Source organism: Litorivivens lipolytica, from assembly GCF_014191715.1.
GTDB classification, from domain to species: domain Bacteria; phylum Pseudomonadota; class Gammaproteobacteria; order Pseudomonadales; family Spongiibacteraceae; genus Litorivivens; species Litorivivens lipolytica.
Window position 1 is genome coordinate 391,929 of record NZ_JACHWY010000002.1, and the last position, 25,271, is coordinate 417,199.

General features: G+C 56.4%; 18 protein-coding genes. 11 read left to right on the forward strand and 7 right to left on the reverse strand.

What is annotated here, in order from left to right; genetic code table 11:
- Positions 1-32 precede the first annotated feature (32 nt).
- Both FHR99_RS10225 and FHR99_RS10230 read left to right on the forward strand, forming a co-directional pair.
- A complete protein-coding gene (locus FHR99_RS10225) occupies positions 33-1,802 on the forward strand; it encodes an acyl-CoA dehydrogenase C-terminal domain-containing protein (RefSeq protein ID WP_183410553.1) in 1,770 nt (589 codons plus the stop codon).
- 115 nt (positions 1,803-1,917) lie between these two features.
- Positions 1,918-2,103 carry a DUF3094 family protein gene (locus FHR99_RS10230; RefSeq protein ID WP_183410554.1) on the forward strand — a complete coding sequence of 62 codons (186 nt, stop codon included), beginning with the start codon at positions 1,918-1,920 and terminating at the stop codon, positions 2,101-2,103.
- Positions 2,104-2,109: 6 nt separating this feature from the next.
- On the opposite strand, the gene FHR99_RS10235 is transcribed toward FHR99_RS10230, so the two are convergent.
- Entirely contained in the window at positions 2,110-3,666 is a 1,557-nt protein-coding gene (locus tag FHR99_RS10235) for a sensor domain-containing diguanylate cyclase (protein WP_183410555.1), read from the reverse strand.
- A 204-nt stretch (positions 3,667-3,870) separates the two neighbouring features.
- On the opposite strand from FHR99_RS10235, the gene FHR99_RS10240 reads away from it, so the two are divergent.
- Positions 3,871-4,737, forward strand: a complete 867-nt coding sequence (locus tag FHR99_RS10240; protein ID WP_183410556.1) for a trypsin-like peptidase domain-containing protein — start codon at positions 3,871-3,873, stop codon at positions 4,735-4,737.
- Between the two features lie 87 nt (positions 4,738-4,824).
- Here the strand turns inward: FHR99_RS10240 and FHR99_RS10245 are convergent, their stop codons facing one another.
- From FHR99_RS10245 to FHR99_RS10255, 3 genes are all read right to left on the reverse strand, one after another.
- Entirely contained in the window at positions 4,825-6,525 is a 1,701-nt protein-coding gene (locus FHR99_RS10245) for a type IV pilus assembly protein FimV (protein ID WP_183410557.1), read from the reverse strand.
- A gap of 112 nt (positions 6,526-6,637) precedes the next feature.
- On the reverse strand, positions 6,638-9,031 hold the full coding sequence (locus tag FHR99_RS10250) for an efflux RND transporter permease subunit (RefSeq protein ID WP_183410558.1): 2,394 nt from the start codon (positions 9,029-9,031) through the stop codon (positions 6,638-6,640).
- Positions 9,025-9,813 carry an MlaA family lipoprotein gene (locus FHR99_RS10255; RefSeq protein WP_183410559.1) on the reverse strand — a complete coding sequence of 263 codons (789 nt, stop codon included), beginning with the start codon at positions 9,811-9,813 and terminating at the stop codon, positions 9,025-9,027. The genes FHR99_RS10250 and FHR99_RS10255 overlap by 7 nt, the downstream gene beginning before the upstream one ends.
- Before the next feature lie 221 nt (positions 9,814-10,034).
- On the opposite strand from FHR99_RS10255, the gene FHR99_RS10260 reads away from it, so the two are divergent.
- On the forward strand, positions 10,035-10,760 hold the full coding sequence (locus FHR99_RS10260) for a helix-turn-helix domain-containing protein (protein WP_183410560.1): 726 nt from the start codon (positions 10,035-10,037) through the stop codon (positions 10,758-10,760).
- A gap of 4 nt (positions 10,761-10,764) precedes the next feature.
- Here FHR99_RS10260 and FHR99_RS10265 read toward each other — a convergent pair whose 3' ends face one another.
- Both FHR99_RS10265 and FHR99_RS10270 read right to left on the reverse strand, forming a co-directional pair.
- Entirely contained in the window at positions 10,765-11,448 is a 684-nt protein-coding gene (locus FHR99_RS10265) for a cyclic di-GMP-binding domain-containing protein, MshE-related (protein WP_183410561.1), read from the reverse strand.
- 128 nt (positions 11,449-11,576) lie between these two features.
- Entirely contained in the window at positions 11,577-12,065 is a 489-nt protein-coding gene (locus tag FHR99_RS10270) for an Lrp/AsnC family transcriptional regulator (protein WP_183410562.1), read from the reverse strand.
- A 273-nt stretch (positions 12,066-12,338) separates the two neighbouring features.
- Here FHR99_RS10270 and FHR99_RS10275 point away from each other — a divergent pair, with 273 nt between their 5' ends.
- The 3 genes from FHR99_RS10275 to FHR99_RS10285 all read left to right on the forward strand — a co-directional run bounded on the left by FHR99_RS10275 (position 12,339) and on the right by FHR99_RS10285 (position 18,725).
- Positions 12,339-13,994, forward strand: coding sequence for a 2-isopropylmalate synthase (locus tag FHR99_RS10275; RefSeq protein WP_183410563.1), 1,656 nt, complete (start codon positions 12,339-12,341; stop codon positions 13,992-13,994).
- Between the two features lie 174 nt (positions 13,995-14,168).
- Entirely contained in the window at positions 14,169-17,642 is a 3,474-nt protein-coding gene (locus FHR99_RS10280) for an indolepyruvate ferredoxin oxidoreductase family protein (RefSeq protein ID WP_183410564.1), read from the forward strand.
- Between the two features lie 18 nt (positions 17,643-17,660).
- Positions 17,661-18,725, forward strand: a complete 1,065-nt coding sequence (locus tag FHR99_RS10285) for a Glu/Leu/Phe/Val family dehydrogenase (protein WP_183410565.1) — start codon at positions 17,661-17,663, stop codon at positions 18,723-18,725.
- Between the two features lie 39 nt (positions 18,726-18,764).
- Here FHR99_RS10285 and FHR99_RS10290 read toward each other — a convergent pair whose 3' ends face one another.
- A complete protein-coding gene (locus FHR99_RS10290) occupies positions 18,765-19,943 on the reverse strand; it encodes a hydroxymethylglutaryl-CoA reductase (RefSeq protein WP_183410566.1) in 1,179 nt (392 codons plus the stop codon).
- 133 nt (positions 19,944-20,076) lie between these two features.
- Here FHR99_RS10290 and FHR99_RS10295 point away from each other — a divergent pair, with 133 nt between their 5' ends.
- From FHR99_RS10295 to FHR99_RS10310, 4 genes are all read left to right on the forward strand, one after another.
- Positions 20,077-21,207 (forward strand): S-(hydroxymethyl)glutathione dehydrogenase/class III alcohol dehydrogenase, encoded by a 1,131-nt coding sequence (locus tag FHR99_RS10295; RefSeq protein WP_183410567.1) that lies wholly within the window; start codon positions 20,077-20,079, stop codon positions 21,205-21,207.
- Between the two features lie 16 nt (positions 21,208-21,223).
- Positions 21,224-22,066, forward strand: coding sequence for an S-formylglutathione hydrolase (gene fghA / locus FHR99_RS10300; RefSeq protein WP_183410568.1), 843 nt, complete (start codon positions 21,224-21,226; stop codon positions 22,064-22,066).
- A 64-nt stretch (positions 22,067-22,130) separates the two neighbouring features.
- Positions 22,131-23,006 (forward strand): DUF1295 domain-containing protein, encoded by an 876-nt coding sequence (locus tag FHR99_RS10305; RefSeq protein WP_183410569.1) that lies wholly within the window; start codon positions 22,131-22,133, stop codon positions 23,004-23,006.
- Positions 23,003-25,258, forward strand: coding sequence for a TonB-dependent receptor (locus tag FHR99_RS10310; RefSeq protein WP_183410570.1), 2,256 nt, complete (start codon positions 23,003-23,005; stop codon positions 25,256-25,258). Before FHR99_RS10305 ends, FHR99_RS10310 begins: the two co-directional genes overlap by 4 nt.
- Positions 25,259-25,271: the final 13 nt, after the last annotated feature.

Sequence of the window (25,271 nt, forward strand, 5' to 3'; positions counted from 1 at the left end):
CAGGGCCGCAAGGCCCACACTGGAGGATAACCGTGCCGGAATATAAAGCCCCTGTCAGAGACATGCAGTTTGTCTTGCATGAGGTATTTAATGCAGAGTCAATCTGGGCCAAGCTGGGTCTGGATGAGGTGAATCGGGAGCTGGCGGATGCCATTCTTGATGAAGCTGCAAAAATCAGCGAAACCCTGCTATCCCCGCTCAATCGCAGCGGTGATGAAGAAGGCGTAAGCTGGAACGACACGGTTGTCACTACCCCTAAAGGCTATCCGGAAGCCTTTAAGGAACTGGCCGAAGGTGGCTGGGGCGCCCTTGCGGGTGACCCGGAGTACGGTGGCCAGGTTATTCCCAAGATGCTGGTGCTGATGTTCGAGGAAATGAGCTATGGCTCGAACATCGCGCTGGGCCTCTACCTCTCTTTGACCTCCGGTGCGGCACTGGCCATGGCCAACCACGCCAGCGAGGAATTGAAACAGAAATACCTGCCGAACATGTACGCAGGCAAATGGGCGGGCAGCATGTGTCTGACCGAAGCCCATGCCGGTACCGACCTCGGTATGATCCGCACCAAGGCCGAGCCGCAGGCGGATGGCAGCTACAGTATCACCGGTAACAAGATCTTTATCACCGGCGGTGAGCACGACCTGACCGAGAACATCATTCACTTGGTGCTTGCGAAACTGCCTGATGCCCCGGCGGGCTCCAAAGGCATTTCTCTGTTTCTTGTACCGAAATTCCACGTCAACGATGACGGCAGCTTGGGCGAGCGCAACGGTGTGAGCTGTGGCAGCGTCGAGCACAAGATGGGTATTCACGCCTCGGCAACCTGTGTGCTGAATTTCGATGACGCCAAGGGTTATCTGGTGGGTGAGGTGAACAAGGGGCTGATGGCCATGTTCACCATGATGAACTATGAGCGTCTGTCTGTGGGTGTGCAGGGGCTCGGCCTCGCTGCAGCTTCCTACAATGGCGCGCTGGACTATGCTCGCGAGCGCCTGCAGAGCCGTTCACCCGCTGGTCCGCAAAATGCCGATGGTCCGGCCGATCCCATTATTGTTCATCCCGACGTACGCCGCATGCTGCTGACGCAGAAAGCCTATGTTGAAGCCGGTCGTGCGTTCTCTGTATTTGTGGGCCAGCAGCTAGATACCGCCAAGTTCGGCGAAGGTGAGGAGCAGGTACGCGCCGCCGGTTTGGTTGAGCTGCTCACGCCGATTGCCAAGGCCTTCCTGACCGACAAAGGTCTGGAATGTACCGTGATTGGTCAGCAGTGTTTCGGCGGTCACGGTTACGTGCGCGAGTGGGGCATGGAACAGTACGTGCGCGATGTGCGTATTGCCCAGATCTACGAAGGCACCAACGGCATTCAGGCCCTCGACCTGATGGGTCGCAAGGTTGCTGCCAATGGCGGCAAGAACATGGCGGTGCTGATTCAGGAAATGCGTGACTACGCGGCCTCGGCAACCACGGCCGGTATGGACGAATTCACCGCCCCCCTGAAGAAAGCCTGTGATTCGCTCGAGTCGCTGACTCAGGACGTTCTCGCGGCTGCGAAAGACGATCCTCATGCTGTAGGTGCTGCATCGGTGGAATACCTGAACGCAGCGGGCTACACCATCTACGCCTACATGTGGGCACGTATGGCAGAAGTGGCTTTACAGAATAGCGATGACGCGTTCTACAGCGCCAAGCTGCATACGGCGCGTTTCTACATGACTCGCTTGCTGCCGCAACTGGATGCCATGGCGGCTTCCGTGCGTGCAGGCAGTGATGTACTGATGGCATTGCCAGAAGAAGCCTTCTAAGCAAGCCTTTGCGCGGTCGGGACTCTCCCGTCCGCGCATCTTCTCCTCTCTTGTCTACTCTTGGCCTGACTACTTCCCGGTGGGATAATGGTGTCTTCAACTGAAGTGATGTGCCATGTCTGAAGAACGCAAGCTCTACCCCGAAGATCAGAAACGCGTCGATGAGTACCTGAAAACGGGTTACAACGATGTCGAACGCAAGCCCTTCAAACCGATGCGTATGATCGTCATGCTGATTGTGGTGGTGACTGGTTTTAGCGCTTTCAGTATTTTTCTGGCGCGTTCATCCGGCGTCTACTGAGCGTTATCAATAGGGAAGCTGAATCACTTCCGCTGAGGTGACCTGATTGACGTTATCCACCAGCGCGTCGCTATACATGGCTCGGTTACGTCCGTTCTCCTTGGCAGCGTAGAGAATCTCATCGGCGCGCTGCAAGGCTAACTCCAAAGTCAGGTTGGCGTCGGGCACGCAATGAAAAATACCGGCGCTGGCTGTGACGATGCCTTGTCCAGTGTTGCCGGCGTGTTCAATACGTTCCTCGCGCAGTGCCTGCAGTACGCGGTGCGTCAGTACCTGACTCGCGCCCGATGGCGAATCCTGAGTCAGTACCAGAAACTCCTCACCACCCACACGCGCGACCACATCGCTGGCACGCTTAAAAGTTTCTCCTAGTATGCGCGCAAAGGTTTTGATTACCTTGTCACCCGCCGGGTGGCCGTAAGTGTCGTTGTAGGCTTTGAAGTGATCCAGGTCAAAGGCGATCAGCGCCATCCGCGTGTCAGCGCGTTCAGCCAGCGGCCAGACTCGGTGAGACTGAACATCAAAGGCGCGGCGGTTGTTGAGATCTGTAAGGGGGTCGGTAAGGGATAGTAGCTCCAATTCACTCGTGCGCTGATCCACCATGTTCAACAGGCGGTTGAAAAACTGCGTGAGCTGGCCGAACTCATCCGGATGGGGATACTCCAATCGTCGCCCGTAATCCTGATCGGTCATGATCTGCTGTAGCGTCTTACTGGCCGCATTCATTGGGCGGATCAGTGTTCGGTAAAGCAGCCAGATGGCACCGCTCCACATCAGCAGTGTGAAGAATAAGGCGGTGGCCAGGGTTGGCGTCAGTATCTTGTCGTCGTAACTGCGCGGAGGAAGCCCAACTGCGAAGGACACTGCCGGCTGTCCTCGAGCATCGTTCACCGTCCACTGTAAGTTATTGGATTCCGAGCGGATGCCGGATAAAGCGCGAGGCTCCTGCAATATTTGAGCGCGCTCTTCAAAACTGATCAGTTGGAGGTCAACGCCGGCAAAGGCTGATATGCGATTTATAAACGCTTCGTCGATACGGCTGACGACAATAAATAATTCAGGCCCTTGATTATCTGGGTGACGCAGCTGCTGGGCCGCAATGACCGACGTTCCCTCGGGTAGGGTGATAAAGTCCACGTAAGGGTAGCGCGGTGCGGCGCGGGCACGAGTAATAATCTGACGGATATCGCTGGGAGAGGGCGCCGCAGATTCATGAAAGTAGCGGCCGGGACGAACCTGGGAAAAATCGCCTTTAGCCGAGGTGCTGATCAGATAGCCGAAATCACTACTACTAGCCACAGAGCTGATGGCAGAAGAGTACGCCTTCCAGTGATCACTGCGGATGGTGGCTGCCGCTTGCCGAGCTCTATTGGCCGAATCTATGAGGCTGGCGGTAATCAGTTCCTGTATCAGCGCGAGCTGGGTAAGGGTTTTCTCATCGTTGGTGCGCTCGATTTTCGCGAGCTCGGGATTGAGGAGATAATTGCGTGCGAGCAGGCCTGCGGAGAAAGTTATCACCACATTTATAAGAATTAGTGCCGTAGCTTTCCACGCGAGTTTCATACTTGATATAGGCTCTCGCACTCACGCTCTACGCTCAAGTTGTTGAAACTGCGTATCCGTATTGTGGTTGCTACTTAGTGCTCGAAATCAAGTTAGGGTATGTCTGCGTATAGGCTAATTAACCTTATCGGAAGTCGCGGGGCCCAGTTAATGCCGCAGAGCTTGGTTAGTGATAGTCTTCGGGGCGGTACTCAGGAGTGGAATATGGCGCATACCTCGATGGAGGCTGGCAAACTGATGGTGGCCGCAATGGCGGGTTTCCTGTTGGCGGGCTGTAATTCTGACAGCTCCAGTGATACTAGCGATGGCGGTGCCCCGATCGATCGCGATTTCGGTCAGCCTACTTCCAGTCAGATACGGCCCGGCGTGGAAATTTCGGCCACCGGCTACGGGGTCTGCACGTCGAACTTTATTTTTGCGGCAGACGAAGTGACTTACTACATCGGCGTCGCCGCACATTGTTTTAGCAATGATACCAATCAGCAGCCCCCGGTCGATCCCTGCGTAGCGCGCAATGCGCCGCTGGGGTTTAGCGATATTCGCATCGAAAATGCCAGTCAGCCGGGTGAGCTGGCGTATTCCAGTTGGGCAGCAATGAATGAGAATGGTGAGACTCCCGGCTCTGACATCTGTACCTACAACGACTTTGCACTGGTGAAAATCCATCCTGACGATATCGCCAACGTCCATCCGGCTGCCATCACCTATGGTGGCCCCACCGCGCTTTTTACCGGCAGTGCACAGGTGGGCGATGCGGTTTACAGTTACGGCCGCTCCTCCTTTCATTCTGGCGTTCAGGATCTCGAGGCCAAGGAAGGGCAGGTTTCCGGGATTCAAGCCGAGGGTTTGAACTATCGTCTTTCGTTCGACAATCCAGGGTTGCCTGGCGACAGCGGCAGCGCCGTGCTGCACAGCGATGGTCGGGCGCTGGCTGTGTTGACCACGGTAGGAGTTGCTGTTGGAGTCAGTAACGGCGCAGTCAGCTTGGAGCGCGCGTTAAACTACGGTAAGAACAGCGGTCATATCCGCTCGTCAACCCGGCTTATGACCTGGTCTGTCTTTACGCCTTGATCGCTTGTTGCGATGCCCATGCAGGGCTCCAGAAACGAAAAAACCGGCCGAGGCCGGTTTTTTCTGTTGAGGGATACACAGTGCGGATCAATCGCGGTCGCGAATAACCATGGCATTGTTGCGACGCTTGTCGCGATAGATACCGAAGCCAATTACCAGGGCCATGCCCAATGTAATCCAGCCCAGAGCATTGACGATGCTATTGCTCGGGCTCAGCTCGGCGATCATGTCTGAAGCGTCTTCGTCAGCGGGTTGGCTTTCGGCCGCGTCGGCTTCCTGGTCAATAACCGCCAGCGCTTGATCCAACTGGGCTTCCAGTTCTCGAAGGCGCTGCTCTTCATCCGCAGGCTGCTCGATCGCCGCTGCTTCTTCTGTGCTCGGCTCTTCCATATCGGTTGAGTCGGCATAGGGGTCGCTGACAAAGCTTTTGCCTTCGTATTCAAAAACACCGCTGTCAGCAGGCTCTGGTGAAGCAGGTTCTTCAGCGGGCGTTTTAACCTGCGGCTGAGCGACAACAGGCTGTGCACTTTCTGCTTCGACGCTGGCTGCTTCGGTCGTCTCTGCTTCTACATCTACTGTGTCGACACTGGCACTTGCTTCAGTGTCTTCGGCGGGTGTGTCAACAACGGGAGCTGCGGGTGTAGTGGTTTCCGCGTCTGCAACTACAGGGGCTTCTGCTACATCGACGGCATCAGGGTACTCGCCCTCAACCAGCGCATAGTCAATGCCGTTTTCTTCGAAGCGCATTTCCATATTGCCGGCTTCGCTCGGAATGGCCAGGGTGAAATCCTGGCGCAGGCGATCCGGGCGACCTGCGATAAAGGCGCGAGGGTTCAAGCGGAACAGGGCGGCCATCCAGCGGGCCCGATTGCCTTCTTTTTCAGAACTCAAACGATCAGCAATGCCCCACAAGGTTTCGCCACGAACCACCTGGTAGGTTCGCTCGATTTCATCCTTGGACTGGTAGACCGCAACGCGCGGTTCTTCGGGGGCAGGGTTCGGCTCATCAATCGGCTCAACTGAGGAGGGGGCCGGGACATCGCCGGTGATAGCGGTCCGCGTGTCACTGAAAATCTGCTGTGTTACAACACGGCCATCAGCGTCGATCAGGCGGAAGGAGCGACCATCGGCATCCAGCACCAGGCGCACTTTGCTGCACTGTTGCGGAATATCCAGGCTGTACGCAGCCCGGATGCGATCCGGGCGGCCACCGATAAAGGCGTCGGCATTGCGCTGATAGACCGTTGCCATCCACTGCTCGTGACTGCCGTCGCGACCGATACTGACGTTGCGGGCAATCGTCCAGAGCGAGTCGCCTTGTTCGACGAGGTAGTGTCGGTTGGCCGTCTCATCGGCGGAAACAATCGCGGGTAGCACGGTCACCGGTGAGATGATGGAAGCGGCACGCCGTGAGCTATCATTGCCGAGGGCAATGGCGTAGGCGCGCTGCAGAAAACCTTCATTCCAGCGCACGTTCAGCGTGAAGCTGAGCCGAGGGGCTGAAATCACATTGTTGGAGCGGAGCACGATGGCTTTGGCGCGGCGATCATAGCGCACGTCGCCAGCAAAGGTCTCCGGTGGCAGGGCATCGCGAGGGCTGGCTCGAGAGATCAACGCTACGCGCAGATCCTGCCCTTTGAGTTCCTCCGCATTGTTCACGGGGATTTGCACTTCCAGCGGGTTGCCGGGGGCAGATAGCACTTCGGGCTGGCCCAAGCTCAAGGCCTGAGCGAATCCTCCTGCAAACAGCAGGCTGGAAGTCATTATGTACTTCAGAATATTACGCATTCTGGGCTCTTTTTATTGCGGTCGCGGGAGTGGCAGCGGCGTACGCGCCAAACCCCGGAAGGATAGCGTAATTCGCCCCAAATTCCCATCTCCCCGGGGCTTGGCGCCGGGTTTACGGGTTTTTCGAGGGCTTCCCGGCAAATTGATGCAGCAGGGCGGGTAACAGGGTCAGGTCAGTCAGCATGGCGATACCCATGGCGAGGCCGGTAAATGCGCCGAACATGATGCTGGGAGTAAAGTCGGAAAAGGCCAGAAGCGCGAAGCCGAAAATCACGATAAGACTGGTATACAAGAGTGCGTAGCCAACCGCGTGGTGAGTGCGATCGCAGATTTCGGTGGCATCCCCACCCCGTTCGCGCTCTTCAAGAAAGCGGTGGATGTAGTGAATCGTGTCGTCTACCGCGATGCCCACTGCGATCGCGGCGATGGTGATCGTCATGAAGTCTAGCGGAACGTTGAGCCAGCCCATGCTGCCGAGCACAAATAATGCGGTAAAACTATTCGGCACCAATGCTATCAGCGCGAGTTTTAATGAGCGGAAAATCAGGGCAAATGCAACGCCCAACACGGCAAAAACCGCCCCGAGGGTTAGGATCTGCGAGCTGAATAATTGCTCCAGCAAGCCTTGATACAGCACGAACAAATTGGTCAGTTTGACGTCTTTTTCCGGGATATTCTGCTGTTTTAAGTCCTCACGGATGTCGGTGAGTAGCTGTTTCCGGTTAAGGTTTTTCGTGCTGTCCTTGATGCGCGTGCTGATACGTAACTCCTGCGCATCTGGCGCAAAAAAAGCACCGAGCAGGTCGCGTCGCACGGACTTGTCCAGACTCCAATAAACGGCGGTCAGCTCATATTCGGTAAGGGGTTTACCCTGATTGATTTGCTTGGCCAGCTCTGTGAAATTCACCACCGATAGTGTGGTTCCGACAGCTTCGTGCTGTTCCAGTTGATGTTGAATCCGCTGTAGGCGCTGTACGGTTTCTGCGCTCAGAGTTGGAATTTCAGCCTGCTCATCACGGGGTATGCGGTAGATGATATCGAGCGGGGTGGAGCCGCCAAATTTCTGGTCAACATAGCTCAATTCCCGGTGAATCCGGGTGTCATCCGCAAAATAGTTGATGAAGCTGTTTTCGACCGATAACTGCATCACGCCGGCACCTACCGCCAGGGCGAGGAGTGCACTACCCGGATAAACCGCAGCTTTCTTCTGGGTGGCCAGATGATGGCAGCCGCCGATAAATTCGCGGAAAAAACTATTTCGCTCAGGCGCCTGTCGGCGCGGCAGAATCAAGTTGATTGCCGGCACAAGTAACAAGCTGCAGAGGGTGGAGACGGCCATGGCGACCACCATCATCCAGCCGAAGCTGATAACCGGCTGAATACCACTCAGGAGCAGTGAGCCAAACCCGATGGACGTGGTCGCGGCGGCAAACAGACAGGGCGCTATTTTGCGACGCACGCTGTCCAGCACCACCTCGTATTGACTGGCGTCTGGCAGCTTTCGGAGGGACTCACGATACTGCACGATCAAATGGATAACGATGGCCAGCGTGAGTATCAGCTGCAGGGCGACAAAGCTTGAAGAGATTACGGTGGCTTTCAGGCCCAACAGGCCAAATAAGCCCAAAGTGAGCGCGACACTGCTGGCACAGCAGACCACGGGAATCAGTACCCAGCGAACACTGCGAAACAGCAGGGCCAGCACCAGGCAGATCACCACGGCGATGGCCGAGCCAAACAGTGCCAGATCGCGTTTTATGATAGAGATGAGTTCGTACCCCAAGACCTGAACGCCGCCCAGATACAATTCGGCCTCGCTGCGATAGGGTTCGATAATCTCCAGAATGTGTTCGACTTCGCGGTGGCGCTGTTCACGCAGTTCGGACCGCAGTGGTTCGGCCTGACGCACCAGTTTTTCCAGTTCCAGCGTTTCTTCATAGCTGAGGGTTTCGTCCAGTGCTTTCAGCTTGAGGGTGGTGATGCGCGACTCCAGCGCTTCGAGTTTGGGGTTCTGGCGATATAGCAACTGGATGGCACTGGCCGTTTGCTCCCGGTCTACGATCAGGCCCTCGTATATAGGGTGATTCCTGAAAATGTCTGACAGGCGCTCCGCGGGTAACTGCAGCCGATTCTGGGTGTAATCCTCGGGATTAACCTCACCAGCCAAGGCATCCAGTTCGCTTAACAGGGGAACATTCAGGATGCTGCGCACGGTTTCCACCCGCTCCAGCGCCGACAGTTTTTCGGTGAGTTCGCGGATGTCGGCAAAACTCTTTTCGCTAAACAAGGCGTGATTGCGCGGTTCGTAAACCACCAGCAGGAATTCCTCGGGCGCGAAGCGCTGGTTGATTTTGCGCGATTCCAGATAGTCGCGATTGTTGTCGGAGATCAGAGTTTCTGCAGAGGCATTAATCTCAAAGTGTCGCCCCTGCCAGCCAAGCAGAATGCTCGCACTCAGCACCGCCATAATGATTGCGCGAGGGTGGCGGAATAGGCGGCTTAACATGCCCGTGCCTCCTGTTGGCAGGCCCTTTGATGATCGGCATCACGCTGCACGCCCTGCAGATACAGGTTTCGGAAAAACAGATAGGGGTCGTCACTTTCGCTGCGCAGTTTTTCGTACTGTTCGGCGCGCCCGGAGAAGGACTGCAACTGATCAAAGGTCATGATGTAGGTGGTGTCGGGCTGCCGGGTCAGATGCGGAATGGGGTTCAGCAGGAAGTCGGCAATCAGCGCTGAACCATTACGCAAATCCGACGGGCCGACGATGGGTAGCACAAGATAGGTTCCGTAGCCGCTGCCATAATGGCTGAGCGTATTTTCAAAGCCATTGTCAGTTCGCTTTAGGTTGAACCAGTGTTCGGCCGGATCAAAGAGCCCGAGTAGCCCCACGGTCGAGTTAACCGCAAAGCGCAGTAGATCCACACCGGCGGCCTTGGGTTTTAGTTGCACCAGATAATTGATACTGCGAATGGGCATTTTTATATTGTGAAAGGCGTTGCCAATACTGCTGCGCACCGGGTTTGGCAGAAGCCAGTTGTAACCCTTGGCGACAGGGATCATGGCGTAGCGATAAACGACATCGTTAAAGGCAAAAATTGCGCGGTTCATGCCTTGCAGAGGATCGTGGTAGTCCTCGTAGGCGACCACGGTCGGTTCGAGTTCGTCTGACTGGCGGGGCTCTGTGGTTTGCGTTTGGCTGGCGCAGCCTGTCAGCAGCAATAGCAGCAGACCGATCAACGGCCAGGATCGGGCCGGGATTTGGAAGCGTGTGCGGTACGGCGCCATGACCCCTTGCCTCTTTTAGTTGTAGCGTTGTGAGCAATGCCTGTATAGAAGCAGAAATACCTTCTCAGGTTCAGTCAGAGTGGTAAGAGGTCACAGAAATCCTTGGGCAGAAAGGGGAATTTGTTAGCTTGTTCATCTTTCGACGTGAATGCTGGCGCTTTCTGACGAGCGCCGAACAGGCTATGCTCAGAGTTATCGCGAAGCGTCTTTACAGGTGAACCGTGAGTGAAACGACTGGAAGCAAATCGCAGCAGCCCGGCAGCAAATCCAAGTCGGGGAATAGTGAGTCGGGCGAGCGAAAGAGTTCTCTGCTTGATCAGCTATTGGATTACACCGGTTTAATTACCGGCAGCATCGTCGAGGTTGTTAAAACCGGTTCGGCCATCCCGTTGATGTATACCGATAACTGGCTCAAGGACTTGTACATGAAGTCGCTTGATCCAGAGCGGCTGCGGGCGATGGCTGAAGCCGGCGAGTTCCTGAAAGATGCCCGGGAGGTCGCGGGTCTTAATCTGAAGGAGCTGGCGGAGATTCTCGGGCTCAAGGATGAGGAACTACTTCAGGAGGTTGAAAGCGGGCGTGCGACCCTGCCTTTCGACATGATTTTGCGCATAGCTGCGCTGGTGGCCCGCCACGACCCGATCCCTTTTATCCTTAAATTTGTGCGCACATACAATCCGGCACTTGAACAACGGCTGGATGAACTCGGCATTATGCAACTGCCCAAGCAGTATGAGCGGGAGCGGCGTTACGTAAACCTGCTGCGCAAGCATGACCGACTGCGAGCCATGAGAGACAGCGAATTCGAGCATTTTATCGCGTTACAGGAAAAGGCTGTCGACTTCAGTTTGCATGTGCTGGAGGCTGCGAATACGTCGAAGAACAAGTCGTCGAAGAAACCGAGCAAGAAGAAAAGCGCTTCCAGCTCAAAGAGCAAAAACAGTTAGTGCGTCAAAAAAACTTGCGGAATTCCACGCCGGTATCGGTGAGCCGCAATTCCATCTTGCCGCTCTTGCTACGAAACAGTGTGTCTTCCGGTGCGTAGCGAACCATCGCCATGCTGTCGTTGAAGCCCGGTCGCAGCCAGTTGGCATTGAGCGAGTGCGGGGACGCTTTTTTGACCGCCGCGTGTACTGTTCCCCAAGCAGGTTCACTCTCTTTTCCCGTGTCGGCAAAGCAGGGGTTGCCCATTGCCAGCAGTGCGGCGCATGCAGCGGCGATCAGTTTTTGCTGTAGGCGCAGAAAGCGCGTCAGGGCTTTGAGGGTAATCGACCCACGTTTCAGCAGGACCATGCCGAGCGGGACGCGAGAGGCCTTATGTTGTTCCAGTGCGGCCTGCAATTCTTCTGGCTTAATCTGACCTTCGGCAAGCAATAGGTCACCGAGTCGGCAATGTAGCTGTTCGACATTGTGTTGTTCCGGCGAACGCAGGTGGTCTTGTAGCTTCAGAAGGGCATTTTTTTCAAGCCGGTCTAGGCGCCGTTGACGCTGGAGTACCTGACACAGGGGGACATGATGTCGGCTGGCGATGCTTAGGGCAGACTGCAATTCCCGGCGCGAAATAAAGCCTCCGGCTACCAGCAGGTCACCAATGCGGCTGGGATCCGTCGAAGATGTCAGAGCATGGGGAAGCATGAGCTCTCCTGCGCACCGTCTGCGGGTTTGGGCAGTACAGTATTGGCAGGGAGGCGGGTGGTGAACAATACGTATAGCCCGCAATTGATTCGCTGTTCGGGCTCTACGGCGGGAGCTTTAAATCACGCTCAGACGTAGTTCAATGGCAATGCCGGGCGGTCAACGACCTTGCGCATCACAAAGCTGGAATGCACCCCGGTTACGCCGGGGATGCGGGTGATGCGCTCCAGCAGCAGGGACTGATAGGCATCCATATCCGGCACAATCACCTGTAGCAGGTAATCTGCATCCTGCCCGGTAATTAGGTAGCAGGCTTGCACTTCCGGGTAGCCGGCGACGGTTTTCTCAAAGGTCTCGAAGCGGTCTGGCGTGTGGCGATCCATGCCGATCTGCACCATGGCGGTCAGGGTCAGGCCGAGCTTGCGGGCGTTGAGCACCGTGACCTTGCGCACGATGATGCCGGCCTCTTCCAGCAGTCGGACCCGGCGCAGACAGGGTGACGGCGACAATCCGACCCTGTCGGCCAGATCGGTGTTGCTGAGATCGCCGTTTTCTTGCAGCTGGGCGAGAATGCTGCGGTCAATTCTGTCGAGTTTGACTAAGCTCTTTTCTTCCATTGGTGTAATATTCCAATATTTAGCTTTAGGCTGGAATAAATATCTCATATTGGCGCCAAATAAAGCAACTTAGCAAGAAAATTGCGCGCGGAAGGGCGTAGAGTGGTCACCATCTGACAGGGCAGGCACACCGGCGCGAACATCGCGAGTGTGGGCGCCGGGGCCAAAAGCCCTAAGCGCCACTGCCGCAGGTTTGCGGGCGGGGTGCTTTCCCACCGGAGAGTGCCCTGTCGGTAAAGATCCCCTTAGCTAAAGAACCCGCTGGAGCTCGACATGTCTTTCGACCATCGCAAATACCGCCGCTTTGACGTGCCTAACAAGCCCGACCGTCAGTGGCCTAATCACCGTATCGACAGCGCCCCGCGCTGGTGTGCGGTTGACCTGCGCGATGGTAACCAGGCGCTGGTCAAACCAATGAGTCCGGCGCAAAAGCAGCGCCTGTTTGACCTGCTGGTAAAGGTCGGCTGTAAAGAGATCGAAATCGGTTTCCCTTCGGCCTCGCAGCCCGATTTTGATTTCTGCCGCAAACTGATTGAGGAAAACCGTATTCCTGATGACGTGACTATTCAGGTACTGACTCAGGCTCGCCCCGAGCTGATTGAAAGAAGTTTTGAGGCGTTGAAAGGAGCGCGTCGCGCCATCGTGCATGTCTATAACTCCACCTCGGTGGTGCAGCGAGAGCAGGTGTTTTCGATGGATAAGGCCGGCATCAAACAGATCGCGGTTAGCGGCGCCCAGCTGGTCAAAGATGAAGCCGCTAAGTATCCCGCGACGGAATGGGTCTTCCAGTATTCGCCGGAGAGTTTTACCGGAACCGAAACCGATTATGCGATTGAAGTGATCGACGCGGTCAATGCGGTGTGGCAACCGGAAAACGGGCAGGAAGTCATTATCAACCTCCCGGCCACGGTGGAAATGTCCAGTCCCAATGTCTTTGCGGATCAGGTGGAAACGGTTTGCGAAGGCATCAAACATCGCGAGCATCTCACCATTAGTCTTCACACCCACAATGACCGTGGCTGTGCAGTGGCAGCGGCCGAGCTAGGTGTGATGGCCGGTGCCGACCGTATTGAGGGCACGCTGATGGGTAACGGCGAGCGCACCGGCAATATGGATCTGATCACCATGGCCATGAATCTGTATTCCCAAGGGATCGATCCCAAACTGAATTTTGAAAACATGGCGGAGATTCGCGAGGTGGTGGAGAGCTGCACCGATATCGCGACCCACCCGCGCCACCCCTATGTAGGCGAGCTGGTCTTTACTGCTTTCTCCGGCAGTCATCAGGATGCTATCCGCAAATGTCTGGTGCGGCGCGAGGAGGGGGATATCTGGAATGTGGCCTATCTGCCCATCGACCCTCACGATCTTGGGCGTCGCTACGAAGAAGTGGTGCGCATCAACAGTCAGTCCGGCAAGGGCGGTGTGGCGCATGTACTCGAGCGCGACTACAACATTGATCTGCCGCGTTGGCTGCAGCAGGAGTTTTCGCGTTTGGTGCAGAAGGCCGCGGAAGATCAGGGCGGAGAAATCGATTCACTGACGATTCGCCGTCTGTTTGACGAGCATTATCTGGCGGTGGCCGAGGGGTGGCAGCTGGAAAACTACGATCTGCATCGAAGTGACAGCGGCGTCTCTGCGAAGGTCATTGCCGGTGGTTGCGAATTCAGTGGTGTGGCCCAGGGCGTCCTTGAAGCGGTTGTGCAGGCGGTCAGCGCCCAGACCGGTGCCAGTATTGATATCGATGAATACAACGAGTTTGCGGTTGAGTGGGGGACGCATGCCAGTGCGCTGGCCTGTATTCGTGCAGATATCGACGGCCAAAGTTTTTCTGCGGCCTCTCTGGGTGAAGATACGACCTCGGCCATGCTGCAGGCGCTGTTGTCGGTGGTGGGCCAACAGCAGAAGGTAGCGCAGCGCGCCGCTTAGGCGGAAATGGGGCTGTTATATCGCTCTAAGGGCTTCTTACAGGTTAGATAATTCTATATATGATATTTGAGGGTCTTAATTTATCAGTTAAGGCCTTTTTTTATGTCTAGATAACATAAATTTCGCGCTCCGGGCCGACTATATTTTCAGAAACACTCTGGAAGTCTATCAGTCATGACCCAACGCAAGATTTCTCTCGACGACAAGTATGCCCTCGATACGACCCGCGCCTACCTGACCGGCATTGAGGCTCTGGTGCGGCTGCCGATACTGCAGCACCAGCGGGATCTGGAGGCGGGTTTGCATACGGCCGGCTTTATTTCCGGGTATCGGGGGTCGCCGCTTGGCGGGGTGGATCAGGCCTTGTGGAAGGCCGGCAAATACCTCGACAAGCACAACATCACCTTTCAGCCCGGGGTTAATGAAGACCTTGCCGCCACTGCCGTGTGGGGCAGTCAGCAGGTGGGGCTCTTTCCCGGTGCCAAATACGATGGCGTGTTCGGCATGTGGTATGGCAAGGGGCCGGGGGTGGATCGCAGCATGGATGTGATCAAACACGCCAACGCGGCCGGTACCGCCAAATTCGGCGGCGTGCTGGCCGTTGCGGGTGACGACCATGCGGCCAAATCCTCAACCTTGCCCCATCAGTCCGAACATATGTTTATGGGTGCCTCCATGCCCGTGCTGGCGCCGGCCAATGTTCAGGAAGTGCTCGACCTCGGTATTTATGGCTGGGAGCTGTCGCGTTATAGCGGCTGTTGGGTTGGTCTGAAAGCTATTACCGAAAACATGGATTCGGCCATCTCTGCGGAGATTGATCCGCACCGCATCAATATCGTGATTCCCGATCAATTCGAACTCCCGTCTGATGGTGTGCATATCCGCCACCCGGATAACGCACTGGATCAGGAGCGGCGGCTAAACAAATTCAAGATTTACGCGGCGCGGGAGTTTGCGCGCGTTAACAACCTGAATCGCACCGTTATCGATAGCCCCAAGGCGCGTCTCGGCATCATTACCAGCGGCAAGAGCTACCTGGATGTGTTACAGGCTTTGGAAGATCTCGGCATTGATCAGCGCAAGGCTGCCGATATCGGGCTACGGGTGTTTAAGGTGGGTATGCCCTGGCCGCTGGAGCCCGTCGCCACGCACGCCTTTGCAGATGGGCTGGAAGAGATTCTGGTGGTGGAAGAGAAACGCTCCATTATTGAAGATCAGCTGACAGGGCAGCTATACAACTGGCCGGTGGATCGCCGACCCCGTGTGATCGGCGAGTTCGACGAGCAGGGCAAGGATCTATTGCCCAACCTGAGTGAGCTGACACCGGCGATGGTGGCCCGCGCCATTGCTTCGCGAATCCGCCGCTTCTATCAGAGCGAGGAAATTGAAAAACGCCTGAGTTTCTACAACCAGAAAGAGCAGTCCTTGGCCAGCAAGCGCAACAAGATCGCGCGCTTGCCTCATTACTGTTCGGGTTGCCCGCATAACACTTCGACGCAGGTGCCGGAAGGCAGTCAAGCCATGGGCGGGATTGGCTGTCACTACATGAGCACCTTTATGGAAAGTCGTCCGGCCAAGACCTTTACCCAAATGGGCGGCGAAGGGGTGACCTGGGTGGGGCAGGCCCATTTCACGGACAACAAACACATCTTTCAAAACCTTGGCGACGGCACCTATTTCCACTCGGGTTTGCTGGCCATTCGTCAGGCGGTCGCCTCCGGCGTCAATATCACCTACAAACTGCTCTATAACGATGCGGTCGCGATGACCGGAGGCCAGCCGGTCGACGGCTCGCTCAGTGTCGAGCAGATTATTTTGCAGCTGCGCGGTGAAGGGGTGAAGCGTATTGCGGTGGTATCGGATGCCCCCGAGAAATTTAACTTCAAAAAAGAAGACGACGTCAGTCTCGACCACCGCGATCGTTTGATGGCGGTGCAGAAGGAGCTGCGGGAAATCCCCGGTACCACGGTTCTGATCTACGAACAGACATGTGCCGCGGAAAAACGTCGTCGCCGTAAAAAAGGGCTGATGGAGGATCCGAATCGCCGCATTTTTATCAATCCGGCGGTCTGTGAGGGCTGCGGCGATTGTGGCAAGAAATCCAATTGCTTGTCTGTGATCCCGAAAGAAACCGAGCTGGGTCGCAAGCGTCAGATCGATCAGAGTGCCTGCAATAAAGATTATTCCTGTGTTGAGGGTTTTTGCCCGAGCTTTGTCTCTGTGATTGGCGGTACTCCGCGCAAAAACAAGGCGGCCAGTGGCGTTACCGAATTCGCAGCCCTGCCCGAGCCGGTACATCCTGCGCTGGATCAGCCCTGGAATATCGTGGTCACCGGCGTGGGGGGGACGGGCGTGCTCACCGTTACCGCCGTTCTGGCAATGGCGGCACACATTGAAGGCAAGGGCTGCGCCACCATGAACCAGACGGGCTTGGCACAAAAGTTTGGTCCGGTGGTAAGCCACTTGCGTGTGGCAGCCAAGCAGGACGATATCAATGCGGTGCGGATTCCCGCGGGTGATGCGGATCTCTTGCTGGGCTGCGATCTGGTGGTAAGTACCAACGATGAGGCCATTGCCAAGGTCAATGTCGAGCGCTCCTACGCCGTGATCAACGAAACCGAAGCGCCGACGGCCGAGTTTGTCTACAACCCGGATGCCCAGTTCCCGATGGACTCCATGAAACGCATCATCGTGGAAGAAGTGGGTGAGGGTAAGGTCGACTTTATCGAAGCCACAGATATCGCTACGCACCTGTTGGGCGATGCGGTAGCCACCAACTTTTTCATGCTCGGTCACGCTTATCAGAAGGGCTATATCCCGGTTAGCGCAGAAGCTATTGATGAAGCCATTGCCCTGAACGGTGTTGCGATTGAGTTCAATCGTCAGGCCTTCGTGTGGGGACGCCGCTGTGTGGTAGATAAAGAATCGGTCAAGAAACTCGCAGGCGTCGGCAAAACCCACTGGGAGCCGCTGGAATCACTGGACGAGATAGTGGCGTTTCGAGTCGACCATCTGACCAAGTATCAGGATGAAGCCTATGCCCGTCGTTATCGTGAGCGAGTGGAGCAGGTGCGCGCAGTGGAAGAAACGCTGGATGCCACTGGCGAGCTGAAATTCACTAAGGCGATTGCCAAAGCCCTGCATAAACTGATGGCTTACAAGGATGAATACGAAGTTGCCCGTCTGTTTAGCGACTCGGCCTTTACCGATGCATTGACTGAAACTTTTGAAGGTGACATGAAATTGCAGTTCCACATGGCACCGCCAATCTTGTCAAAAATCGACCCCGATACAGGCTTGCCCAAAAAACGTGTCTTTGGTGGCTGGATGCTGCCGATGTTCCGTGTGCTCGCGCGATTTAAAAACCTGCGTGGCACGCGCTGGGATATTTTCGGCTACAGCGCTGAGCGGAAAACCGAGCGCGCCTTGATAGGCGAGTTTGAAAACACGCTGGACACCATGCTGCCAAAACTGACCGCAGCCAAGTTGCCGTTGGCTATTGAATGTGCCGAATTGGTGCAGTCCATTCGTGGCTTTGGCCATGTAAAAGACGCAGCAATTGCGCAGTACCGCGAGCGTGACAAGGTATTGGCCCAACGCTTTGACGACAACGTCGTGCAAATCGTCGAGATAGAGTCTGCTGCTTAAAGTAGTAAGGAATAGATAATGAGTATTTTTTCTGATCCTGCGTTTGATGGTCACGAACTGGTGGCTTTTCACGAGCATGCCGCTTCCGGATTGCGCGCCATTGTGGCGGTCCATAATGCCAGTCTCGGGCCAGCCGTTGGCGGCTGCCGGATGTATGCCTACGACAGCGACGCCGCAGCGCTCAACGATGTTTTGCGCTTGTCGCGGGGCATGACTTATAAATCCGCGCTGGCCGGCATCCCGCTGGGCGGAGGCAAGTCGGTGATTATTGGCGACCCGAAAAAACTCAAAAACCGAGAGCTGTTGCTGGCCTTTGGTGAGTTTATTGACAGCCTCAATGGTCGCTATGTGACTGCAGAGGATTCCGGTACCACGGTGGCGGATATGAAAGTCATAGGCGAGCGCACCGCCCATGTTTCCGGTGTGACCAGTCAGCAGCGCTTTGGGGGCGATCCTTCGCCTTACACTGCCTATGGCGTGTACTGCGGTATTCGCGCAGCGCTTCGCTTTCAGCGCGGTACTGATGACCTTAAAGGTCTGCGCATCGCGATCCAGGGTGTCGGTGCTGTAGGTCGCCACCTTGCCGAGCGATTGTTGCGACAAGGCGCCGACGTGATTGTTGCAGATGTTTGCCGGGACAACCTGTCACGTGCAGAAAAGCTCGGTGCCCGAATCGTGCCTGTCGAGGATATCCTGTCTGTCCGCTGTGACGTGCTGGCACCTTGCGCTATGGGTGCAGTGATCAACCCACAAACCGTTACTACACTGCGTACCGATATCGTTGCCGGTGCGGCCAACAACCAGCTCGCCACACCACTTCAGTCAGAACAACTGCTACAGCGCGGCATTCTGTACGCGCCGGATTTTGTGATTAACGCTGGCGGCATAATCGACGTCTACTACCAGCAGCAGGGTGGCAGTAGCGAGCAGAGCGAAAAGCATGTGGAGCGGATTGCGGATACGTTGACCGAGATTTTTAACAAGGCTGAAGGCGAGCGGCAGTCAACGCATGCGATTGCAGAAGCCATGGCGGAATCTATATTTCGCGGGGAAAAGGGCTTCGGGGTTAAGGCGAGTGCTTAACCCCATCGAGTCGGTAACCCTGCGGTTCGGCTAACATGGTTACGGGCGATTGCGCCCGTACTGGTCATGGCTTGAGACCCATTCGTCGGATACGATCGCGGCGGCGAGTGACAGATCACCCGCCAGCACCGTCGCGCCGATGATTTCTGCCAATTTTCGCGCCTTGCCCTTGCCGTAACAGCCCATCATTTCCAGACACTCGCGCTGGGTCGCGAGCCCGGTTCCGCCGCCGTAAGACGCACAGATAACCGAAGGCAGTGTGACCGAGTAGTACAGATCTCCCTCGTCAGTCAGTTCCATAAAGGCGATGCCGGTGTGAGATTCCACCACATTGGCTTCATCCTGCCCGGTGGCGATAAATAGCGAGGCGATGCCATTGGCTGAATGAGGGCCGTTGTAGGCCGAGCCCGCCAGCAGACTGCCCAATATGGTCCGCTGGCGCAGTTTGACCATTTTGGCCGGGTCGGCGCGCATGGTATTCAACAAAATATCTTTCTTGATGACAGCTTCGGCTACTACGCGCTTGCCGCGAGGATGCAGCAGGTTCATGTGGGAATGCTTCTTATCGGTTTCGATGCCGCCGGAGAGAGAAAAGTTGGTAAAGGCGCCATCGTAGTTTTTCAATATCCACTGGCAGGCCACATGCGTTGCCTTGCCCGTCATGTTCTGACCGGCGGCATCGCCCGTGGTGTAGTTGAAGCGGGTAAAGAGTTTGTTGGCGATTACCCACTTTTGTATATGCTGTAATTTGGCGACCGAGCTGCTGCTTTCCGCCTGCGCTTTGATGTCGTCGTAGCGTTCTTCCAGCCAGCGGGAAAAGGCAATGGCTTCACGAGCGGTGGCAAATTCAAACAGGGGCGCCCGCTGCATGAATTCATCGACGACGCTGACGGAGACGCCGCCGGACTCGCTCACAACGCGCATCCCGCGAGAATATGAGGCTACCAGCGTGCCCTCCGTGGTCGCCAGCGGAATGTAAAACTCCCCCTGCGCATGTTCGCCATTAATCTGATAGGGGCCCGCAACGCCCACCGGCATTTGCACCACGCCGATAAAGTTTTCGGTATTGCCGGTCAGTGACTCAGGCGGCAGTGAATAGTGGGCCGTATGATTAAGCGCGGCGCCGGTTTTGCGGCTGAGAAAGTCGCGGCGCTGCTGGGCGGCCTCTTCGCTGTAGTCGTTGCCTTTCAGTCTCGGTATTTTGCGATCGTCGCTCATCGGGGTTTCCTTTATTTGATCCATGCGTTTTGTACCGCGTTGCCTGCTGTCTCTGCAACTCTGTGCATCTATTGCCTTTACTCCGCCAGTTTCAATACGCACTATGGGTGCTTGTTGAAACGGGAGGTAGAAAATGAGAACACGCGCCGCAGTTGCACTGGAAGCCGGTAAGCCACTGGAAATCATGGACGTTAATCTCGACGGCCCCAAGGCCGGTGAGGTGCTGGTTGAAATTAAGGCAACGGGCATTTGCCACACCGACGATTTCACCCGGTCTGGCGCTGACCCGGAAGGTCTGTTTCCCGCCATCCTTGGCCATGAAGGCGCCGGAGTGGTGCGGGAGGTTGGCGAGGGCGTGACTACCCTAAAACCGGGAGATCACGTGATTCCGCTCTATACCCCCGAATGTCGTCAGTGCCACGCCTGCCTTAGCGGCAAAACCAATCTCTGTACGGCGATTCGCGGCACACAGGGCCAGGGTCTCATGCCCGACGGTACCACCCGGTTTTCCATGTTGGATGGTACGCCCATCTACCACTACATGGGCTGTTCTACCTTTGCCAACCACACGGTGATGCCGGAGATCGCGCTGGCGAAGGTGCGCGACGACGCGCCTTTCGACAAGATCTGCTACATCGGCTGCGGCGTCACCACGGGCATTGGGGCGGTGATCAATACCGCAGGTGTGGAGATCGGTTCTACCGCTGCGGTGTTTGGTCTCGGAGGCATCGGGCTGAATGTGATTCAGGGCCTGCGCATGGCCGGCGCCGATAAAATCATTGGTGTGGACCTTAATGATGCAAAAGAAGCGATGGCGCGGCAGTTTGGCATGACCGACTTTGTAAACCCTTCAAAACTCAGCGGCTCGGTGACCGAGGCGATCATCGAGATGACCAAAACCGAGCGCGATCCCTTTGGCGGTGTCGACTATTCCTTCGATGCCACGGGTAACGTGAATGTCATGCGCGAGGCGCTGGAATGCTCTCACCGTGGCTGGGGTGTATCGGTGATTATTGGTGTGGCACCGGCTGGCGCGGAGATCAGCACGCGGCCCTTCCAGCTGGTAACCGGTCGTGTCTGGAAGGGCACCGCCTTTGGTGGTGCTAAAGGCCGTACCGATGTGCCGCGAATTGTTGATTGGTATATGGATGGCAAGATCGACATTGATCCGATGATTACCCACACCATGCCGCTGGATGACATCAATACGGCCTTTGATCTGATGCACTCCGGGGAGAGCATTCGATCGGTCGTTTTGTATTGATGGAGGGATGACGCCAATGGAGAAAGTTTCGGAAGTTCGCTGTTTCGATGGCTGGCAGCTGCGCTACAAGCACCGCGCTGCGTCCCTGAATTGTGTCATGCATTTTTCCGTTTATCTGCCACCGCATGCAGAAACACAGCGGGTACCGGTGCTGTATTGGCTGTCGGGACTGACCTGTACCGACGAGAACTTTGTGACCAAGGCGGGAGCGCAGCGCTACGCGGCTGAGCACGGCATTGCGATTGTTGCACCCGACACCAGCCCCCGGGGTGATAATGTGCCCGATGATCCGGAAGGCGCCTACGATTTTGGTCTGGGCGCGGGGTTTTATGTAAACGCCACGCAGCCGCCGTGGTCCAGCTATTACCGGATGTACGACTACATCGTCGATGAGTTGCCCGCCTTGGTGGCTGAGCATCTGCCGGTCGATGCCGGGCGGGAGTCGGTGTTCGGTCATTCGATGGGTGGCCACGGCGCGCTGACCATCGCGCTGAAGAATCCGGGGCGTTTTCGTTCGGTCTCGGCGTTTGCGCCGATTTGCGCGCCAACCCAGTGCCCGTGGGGAGAGAAGGCCTTTACCGGATATCTCGGTAACAATCGGGAAGATTGGCAAGCCTATGACGCGGTTGAACTGATCACTGCCGGTGCCAGGCTGCCGCCATTAAAGGTGGATCAGGGCCGCAGTGATAACTTTCTGGCGGAGCAATTGCACGCGGATCGGCTGATTCAGGCCTGCAAAGCCAAGGGGATCGCTGCCGATATTCAATACCGCGATGATTACGATCACAGTTACTTTTTTATCGCGAGCTTTATCGGTGAGCACATCGCGTTTCACAGTGCGGCGCTTTCTGCGCAGTAGGCTGTGAGCGCCTGATCCAAATAGTCTATGCTTTCGTAAATATTAACTTTTATGGGGACAAACGATGGCTGCAATTTTCCGGGCGCTGATCGTCATTCTGGTCAGCGTCGGTCTGGCTTTGGGGCTTGCGTTAGTTGTCGATAACAGTCAGCAGCAGCTTTTCGGGCTGCCTGCGCTGGTGGCTTTGGCGCTGGTAGCGCTAGGCATTCAGTGGTTGGTGTTTATTCCGTCCTACCTCTTTCAGACCGAAATTTACTATGACCTCACCGGCAGTCTGACCTACCTGCTGGTGACAGGCGTTGCCGTGGCGTTTCTCGCCGGTAGTGAGCCCTCATTGCGCGCGGTATTGTTGGCGGCCTTGGTTGTTATCTGGGCACTGAGGCTCGGCCCCTTTCTTTTTCGGCGCATCAAAAAAGCGGGTAAAGACGGTCGTTTCGACGAGATCAAAACCCGCTGGCCGCGCTTTCTGGTCACCTGGACGCTGCAGGGGCTTTGGGTCTTTATCACCTTGCTGGCGGCGCTGGTTGCCATCACCACGCCGGATGCCAAACCGCTCGGTGTGACGGCACTGATCGGCTTTGCTATGTGGCTGATTGGCTTTACCTTCGAGGCGGTTGCCGATGCCCAGAAATCAGCCTTCAATAGCGACCCCGCCAACCAGGGCCGCTTCGTGGACGTCGGTCTCTGGCGCTGGTCGCGTCACCCGAATTATTTTGGCGAGATTCTGTTGTGGATGGGTGTGGCCGTTATCGCCGCCCCGGTTTTCCAGGGCTTGCAGTGGCTTGCACTCATTTCGCCGCTGTTCGTTATTTTCCTGCTGATGAAGGTCAGCGGTGTGCCCTTGCTGGAAAAACGCGCCGACGAAAAGTGGGGCGATAGCCCCGAGTACCAGCGCTACAAGAAAGATGTTCCCGTGTTGTTGCCAAGGCCCCCTCGATGAAGAAATGTTTGTCCCTGCTAGCCCTTGCGGTTGCGGCACAGGGTATCTATGCCAAGCCCGTGCTTGAGGAAGTTATAGTCACGGCCCAAAAGCGTGAAGAGAGTCTGCAGGATGTGCCGATCTCGGTGGTGGCCGTTGACGCGCAGATGATGCGCGACGCCAACATGGAAGATATGGCGGATATTGCCGTGTTTACGCCCAACCTGAGTGTTTACAGCCATCCGCCCTTTACCTCCTTGCGTGTGCGCGGTCTGGGTTCCCCGTTTGATAAGGGCTTTGAGCACTCGGCCGGGCTCTTCCTCGACGGTGTGTATGTCGGCCGTTTGGCGTTTCTGGATGCTGCCTTTCTCGATGTGCAGAGCGTGGAAATTTTGCGCGGCCCGCAAGGTACCCTGTTCGGTAAAAACACGATTTCCGGCGCGATCAGTATTCGCTCGGTGCAGCCCTCGCAGGATCTTTCCGCCAGTGGTTCTGTCAGCGGCGGCGATGAGAATCTGAAAAAATACTCCCTAGCCGGCAACCTGCCGCTGGGTGACAGGCTGGCTGTGCGTGCGGCTTTTATGTCGAACGAGCGCGACGGACCGGTATACAACACGACACTGGATCGCGATGAAGGCAGTACTGATGCCGAATCCAGCCGCATTCAGGTGCGCTGGGACGCCCTAGATTGGCTGGATGTTACGCTGGCTGCCGCGCAGACCGAGCAGCTATTTCGGCTAGGCAGCTTTCAGGTGATGACGGCGAGCGACGACCAGTTTCAGCTGATGCAGTTTTACGATCCGCAAGTCGAGCGCGATGTAACCGATCACCAGAGCTCACAGAATTTTCCTTCAGAAACCGAGCAGGATGGCAGCAAACTGGATCTTCGTTTTAATGCCAGCTTGTGGGAGCACGAGTTCGCGCTGATAGCCGCGCGCAGTGAGATAGAAGAAGGTTCGCGAACCGACCTCGACTTTTCGCCCATCCCCTTGCTGTTCTTTTTTAATGGCGAAGATTACGAACAGGACAGCGTCGAGCTACGTGTGGTGTCGCCGCTCGGTCTGTTTGATGGCAAGCTCGATTACGTGGCCGGTATCTATGCCGCTGAAAGTGAAACCGCGATTCAGGTCATTATCGATGCCGCGCCCGATCCCGCTGCATTGGCCAATGGCCTGACGGCGACTGGCGGAGGCCTTGGCGCGGTTACCCCACTGCTTGGTCCCGCGGTGGGTAACGAACCCGGCGAACGCCTGTTGATCAACGGGTTTCAGGAAGGCAGCAGTCGGGCCATCTACGGTCAGGCGAGCTGGCATTTCAGCCCCGAGTGGACGCTCACTGCCGGGCTGCGTTTTTCCCGTGAGGAGAAAACGGTCGATCAGACCCTGAAGCTGTTCAGCGGCGGTACGGACGCGGACGGGCCAATCTTTACCCAGCTGGTGACTGCCGAAGAATACCGACTGATAGACAAGCGTGTGGACCGCGACGTAGACCCTAAACTCTCGCTGAGCTGGAACCCCAACGATGAGCTGACCGTATACGCCAGTGCGGCCGAAGGCTTTAAGGGTGGAGGCTATAGCGGCTCTGCGGTGCGCGCGGAGATCACAGAGGTCGAGCCCGAAAACTCCCTGACCTATGAGAGCGGCGTAAAAACGCGTCTGCTGGAAGGTTCGGCAACACTGAACTTCGCCGTCTTTTATACCGAGTTTGAAGACCTGCAGCTGACCATCTTCGAAGGCAATGTGAGCCGGATCTCCAACGCCGCCGGTGCGATATCCAAAGGTGCTGAGCTGGACGCTGCCTTTATCACCGACTTCGGTGTTTCCGGCAATTTCTCTGTGGCCTATCTCGACGCTCGCTTTACCGACTACGAGAACGGCCCCTGCCCGGCGGGCGAGGATCCCCCCTGCGACCTGACTGACGACCACCTGTCCTTTGCGCCGTTCTGGAAAAGCAGCCTGAGCCTGAACTACCAAAATCAGCTGTTCGATTGGCCGCTCACCTGGCTGGTGGGTTTTGATGTGCTGTTCGAGGATGAGAAATTGCTACAACCGGATCAGGACCCCATCGACCAGCAGGGCGCCTACACCACCTACAATGTGCGGGCGCGGCTGGCGGATATCGACGAGCGCTGGTCGCTACAGGCTTTTCTGCGCAATGCCAGCGATGAGCATGCTCTGGATGGCAGCGGCGATATTCCTACCCTCACCGGCGCCCATTTTGGCCGCGCCATCGCCCCCCGGCAGCTGGATATCACCCTGCGTTTTGACTTCTGAAGGGTCTGAAATG

Bases quoted from the DNA above. Each gene is read 5' to 3' on its own strand.
- FHR99_RS10245 (WP_183410557.1), bottom strand. From the start codon at position 6,525: ATGCGTAATATTCTGAAGTACATAATGACTTCCAGCCTGCTGTTTGCA.
- FHR99_RS10250 (WP_183410558.1), bottom strand. From the start codon at position 9,031: ATGTTAAGCCGCCTATTCCGCCACCCTCGCGCAATCATTATGGCGGTG.
- FHR99_RS10285 (WP_183410565.1), top strand. From the start codon at position 17,661: ATGAGTATTTTTTCTGATCCTGCGTTTGATGGTCACGAACTGGTGGCT.
- FHR99_RS10265 (WP_183410561.1), bottom strand. From the start codon at position 11,448: ATGCTTCCCCATGCTCTGACATCTTCGACGGATCCCAGCCGCATTGGT.
- FHR99_RS10305 (WP_183410569.1), top strand. From the start codon at position 22,131: ATGGCTGCAATTTTCCGGGCGCTGATCGTCATTCTGGTCAGCGTCGGT.
- FHR99_RS10235 (WP_183410555.1), bottom strand. From the start codon at position 3,666: ATGAAACTCGCGTGGAAAGCTACGGCACTAATTCTTATAAATGTGGTG.
- FHR99_RS10275 (WP_183410563.1), top strand. From the start codon at position 12,339: ATGTCTTTCGACCATCGCAAATACCGCCGCTTTGACGTGCCTAACAAG.
- FHR99_RS10290 (WP_183410566.1), bottom strand. From the start codon at position 19,943: ATGAGCGACGATCGCAAAATACCGAGACTGAAAGGCAACGACTACAGC.
- FHR99_RS10270 (WP_183410562.1), bottom strand. From the start codon at position 12,065: ATGGAAGAAAAGAGCTTAGTCAAACTCGACAGAATTGACCGCAGCATT.
- fghA (WP_183410568.1), top strand. From the start codon at position 21,224: ATGGAGAAAGTTTCGGAAGTTCGCTGTTTCGATGGCTGGCAGCTGCGC.
- FHR99_RS10280 (WP_183410564.1), top strand. From the start codon at position 14,169: ATGACCCAACGCAAGATTTCTCTCGACGACAAGTATGCCCTCGATACG.
- FHR99_RS10240 (WP_183410556.1), top strand. From the start codon at position 3,871: ATGGCGCATACCTCGATGGAGGCTGGCAAACTGATGGTGGCCGCAATG.
- FHR99_RS10295 (WP_183410567.1), top strand. From the start codon at position 20,077: ATGAGAACACGCGCCGCAGTTGCACTGGAAGCCGGTAAGCCACTGGAA.
- FHR99_RS10255 (WP_183410559.1), bottom strand. From the start codon at position 9,813: ATGGCGCCGTACCGCACACGCTTCCAAATCCCGGCCCGATCCTGGCCG.
- FHR99_RS10310 (WP_183410570.1), top strand. From the start codon at position 23,003: ATGAAGAAATGTTTGTCCCTGCTAGCCCTTGCGGTTGCGGCACAGGGT.
- FHR99_RS10230 (WP_183410554.1), top strand. From the start codon at position 1,918: ATGTCTGAAGAACGCAAGCTCTACCCCGAAGATCAGAAACGCGTCGAT.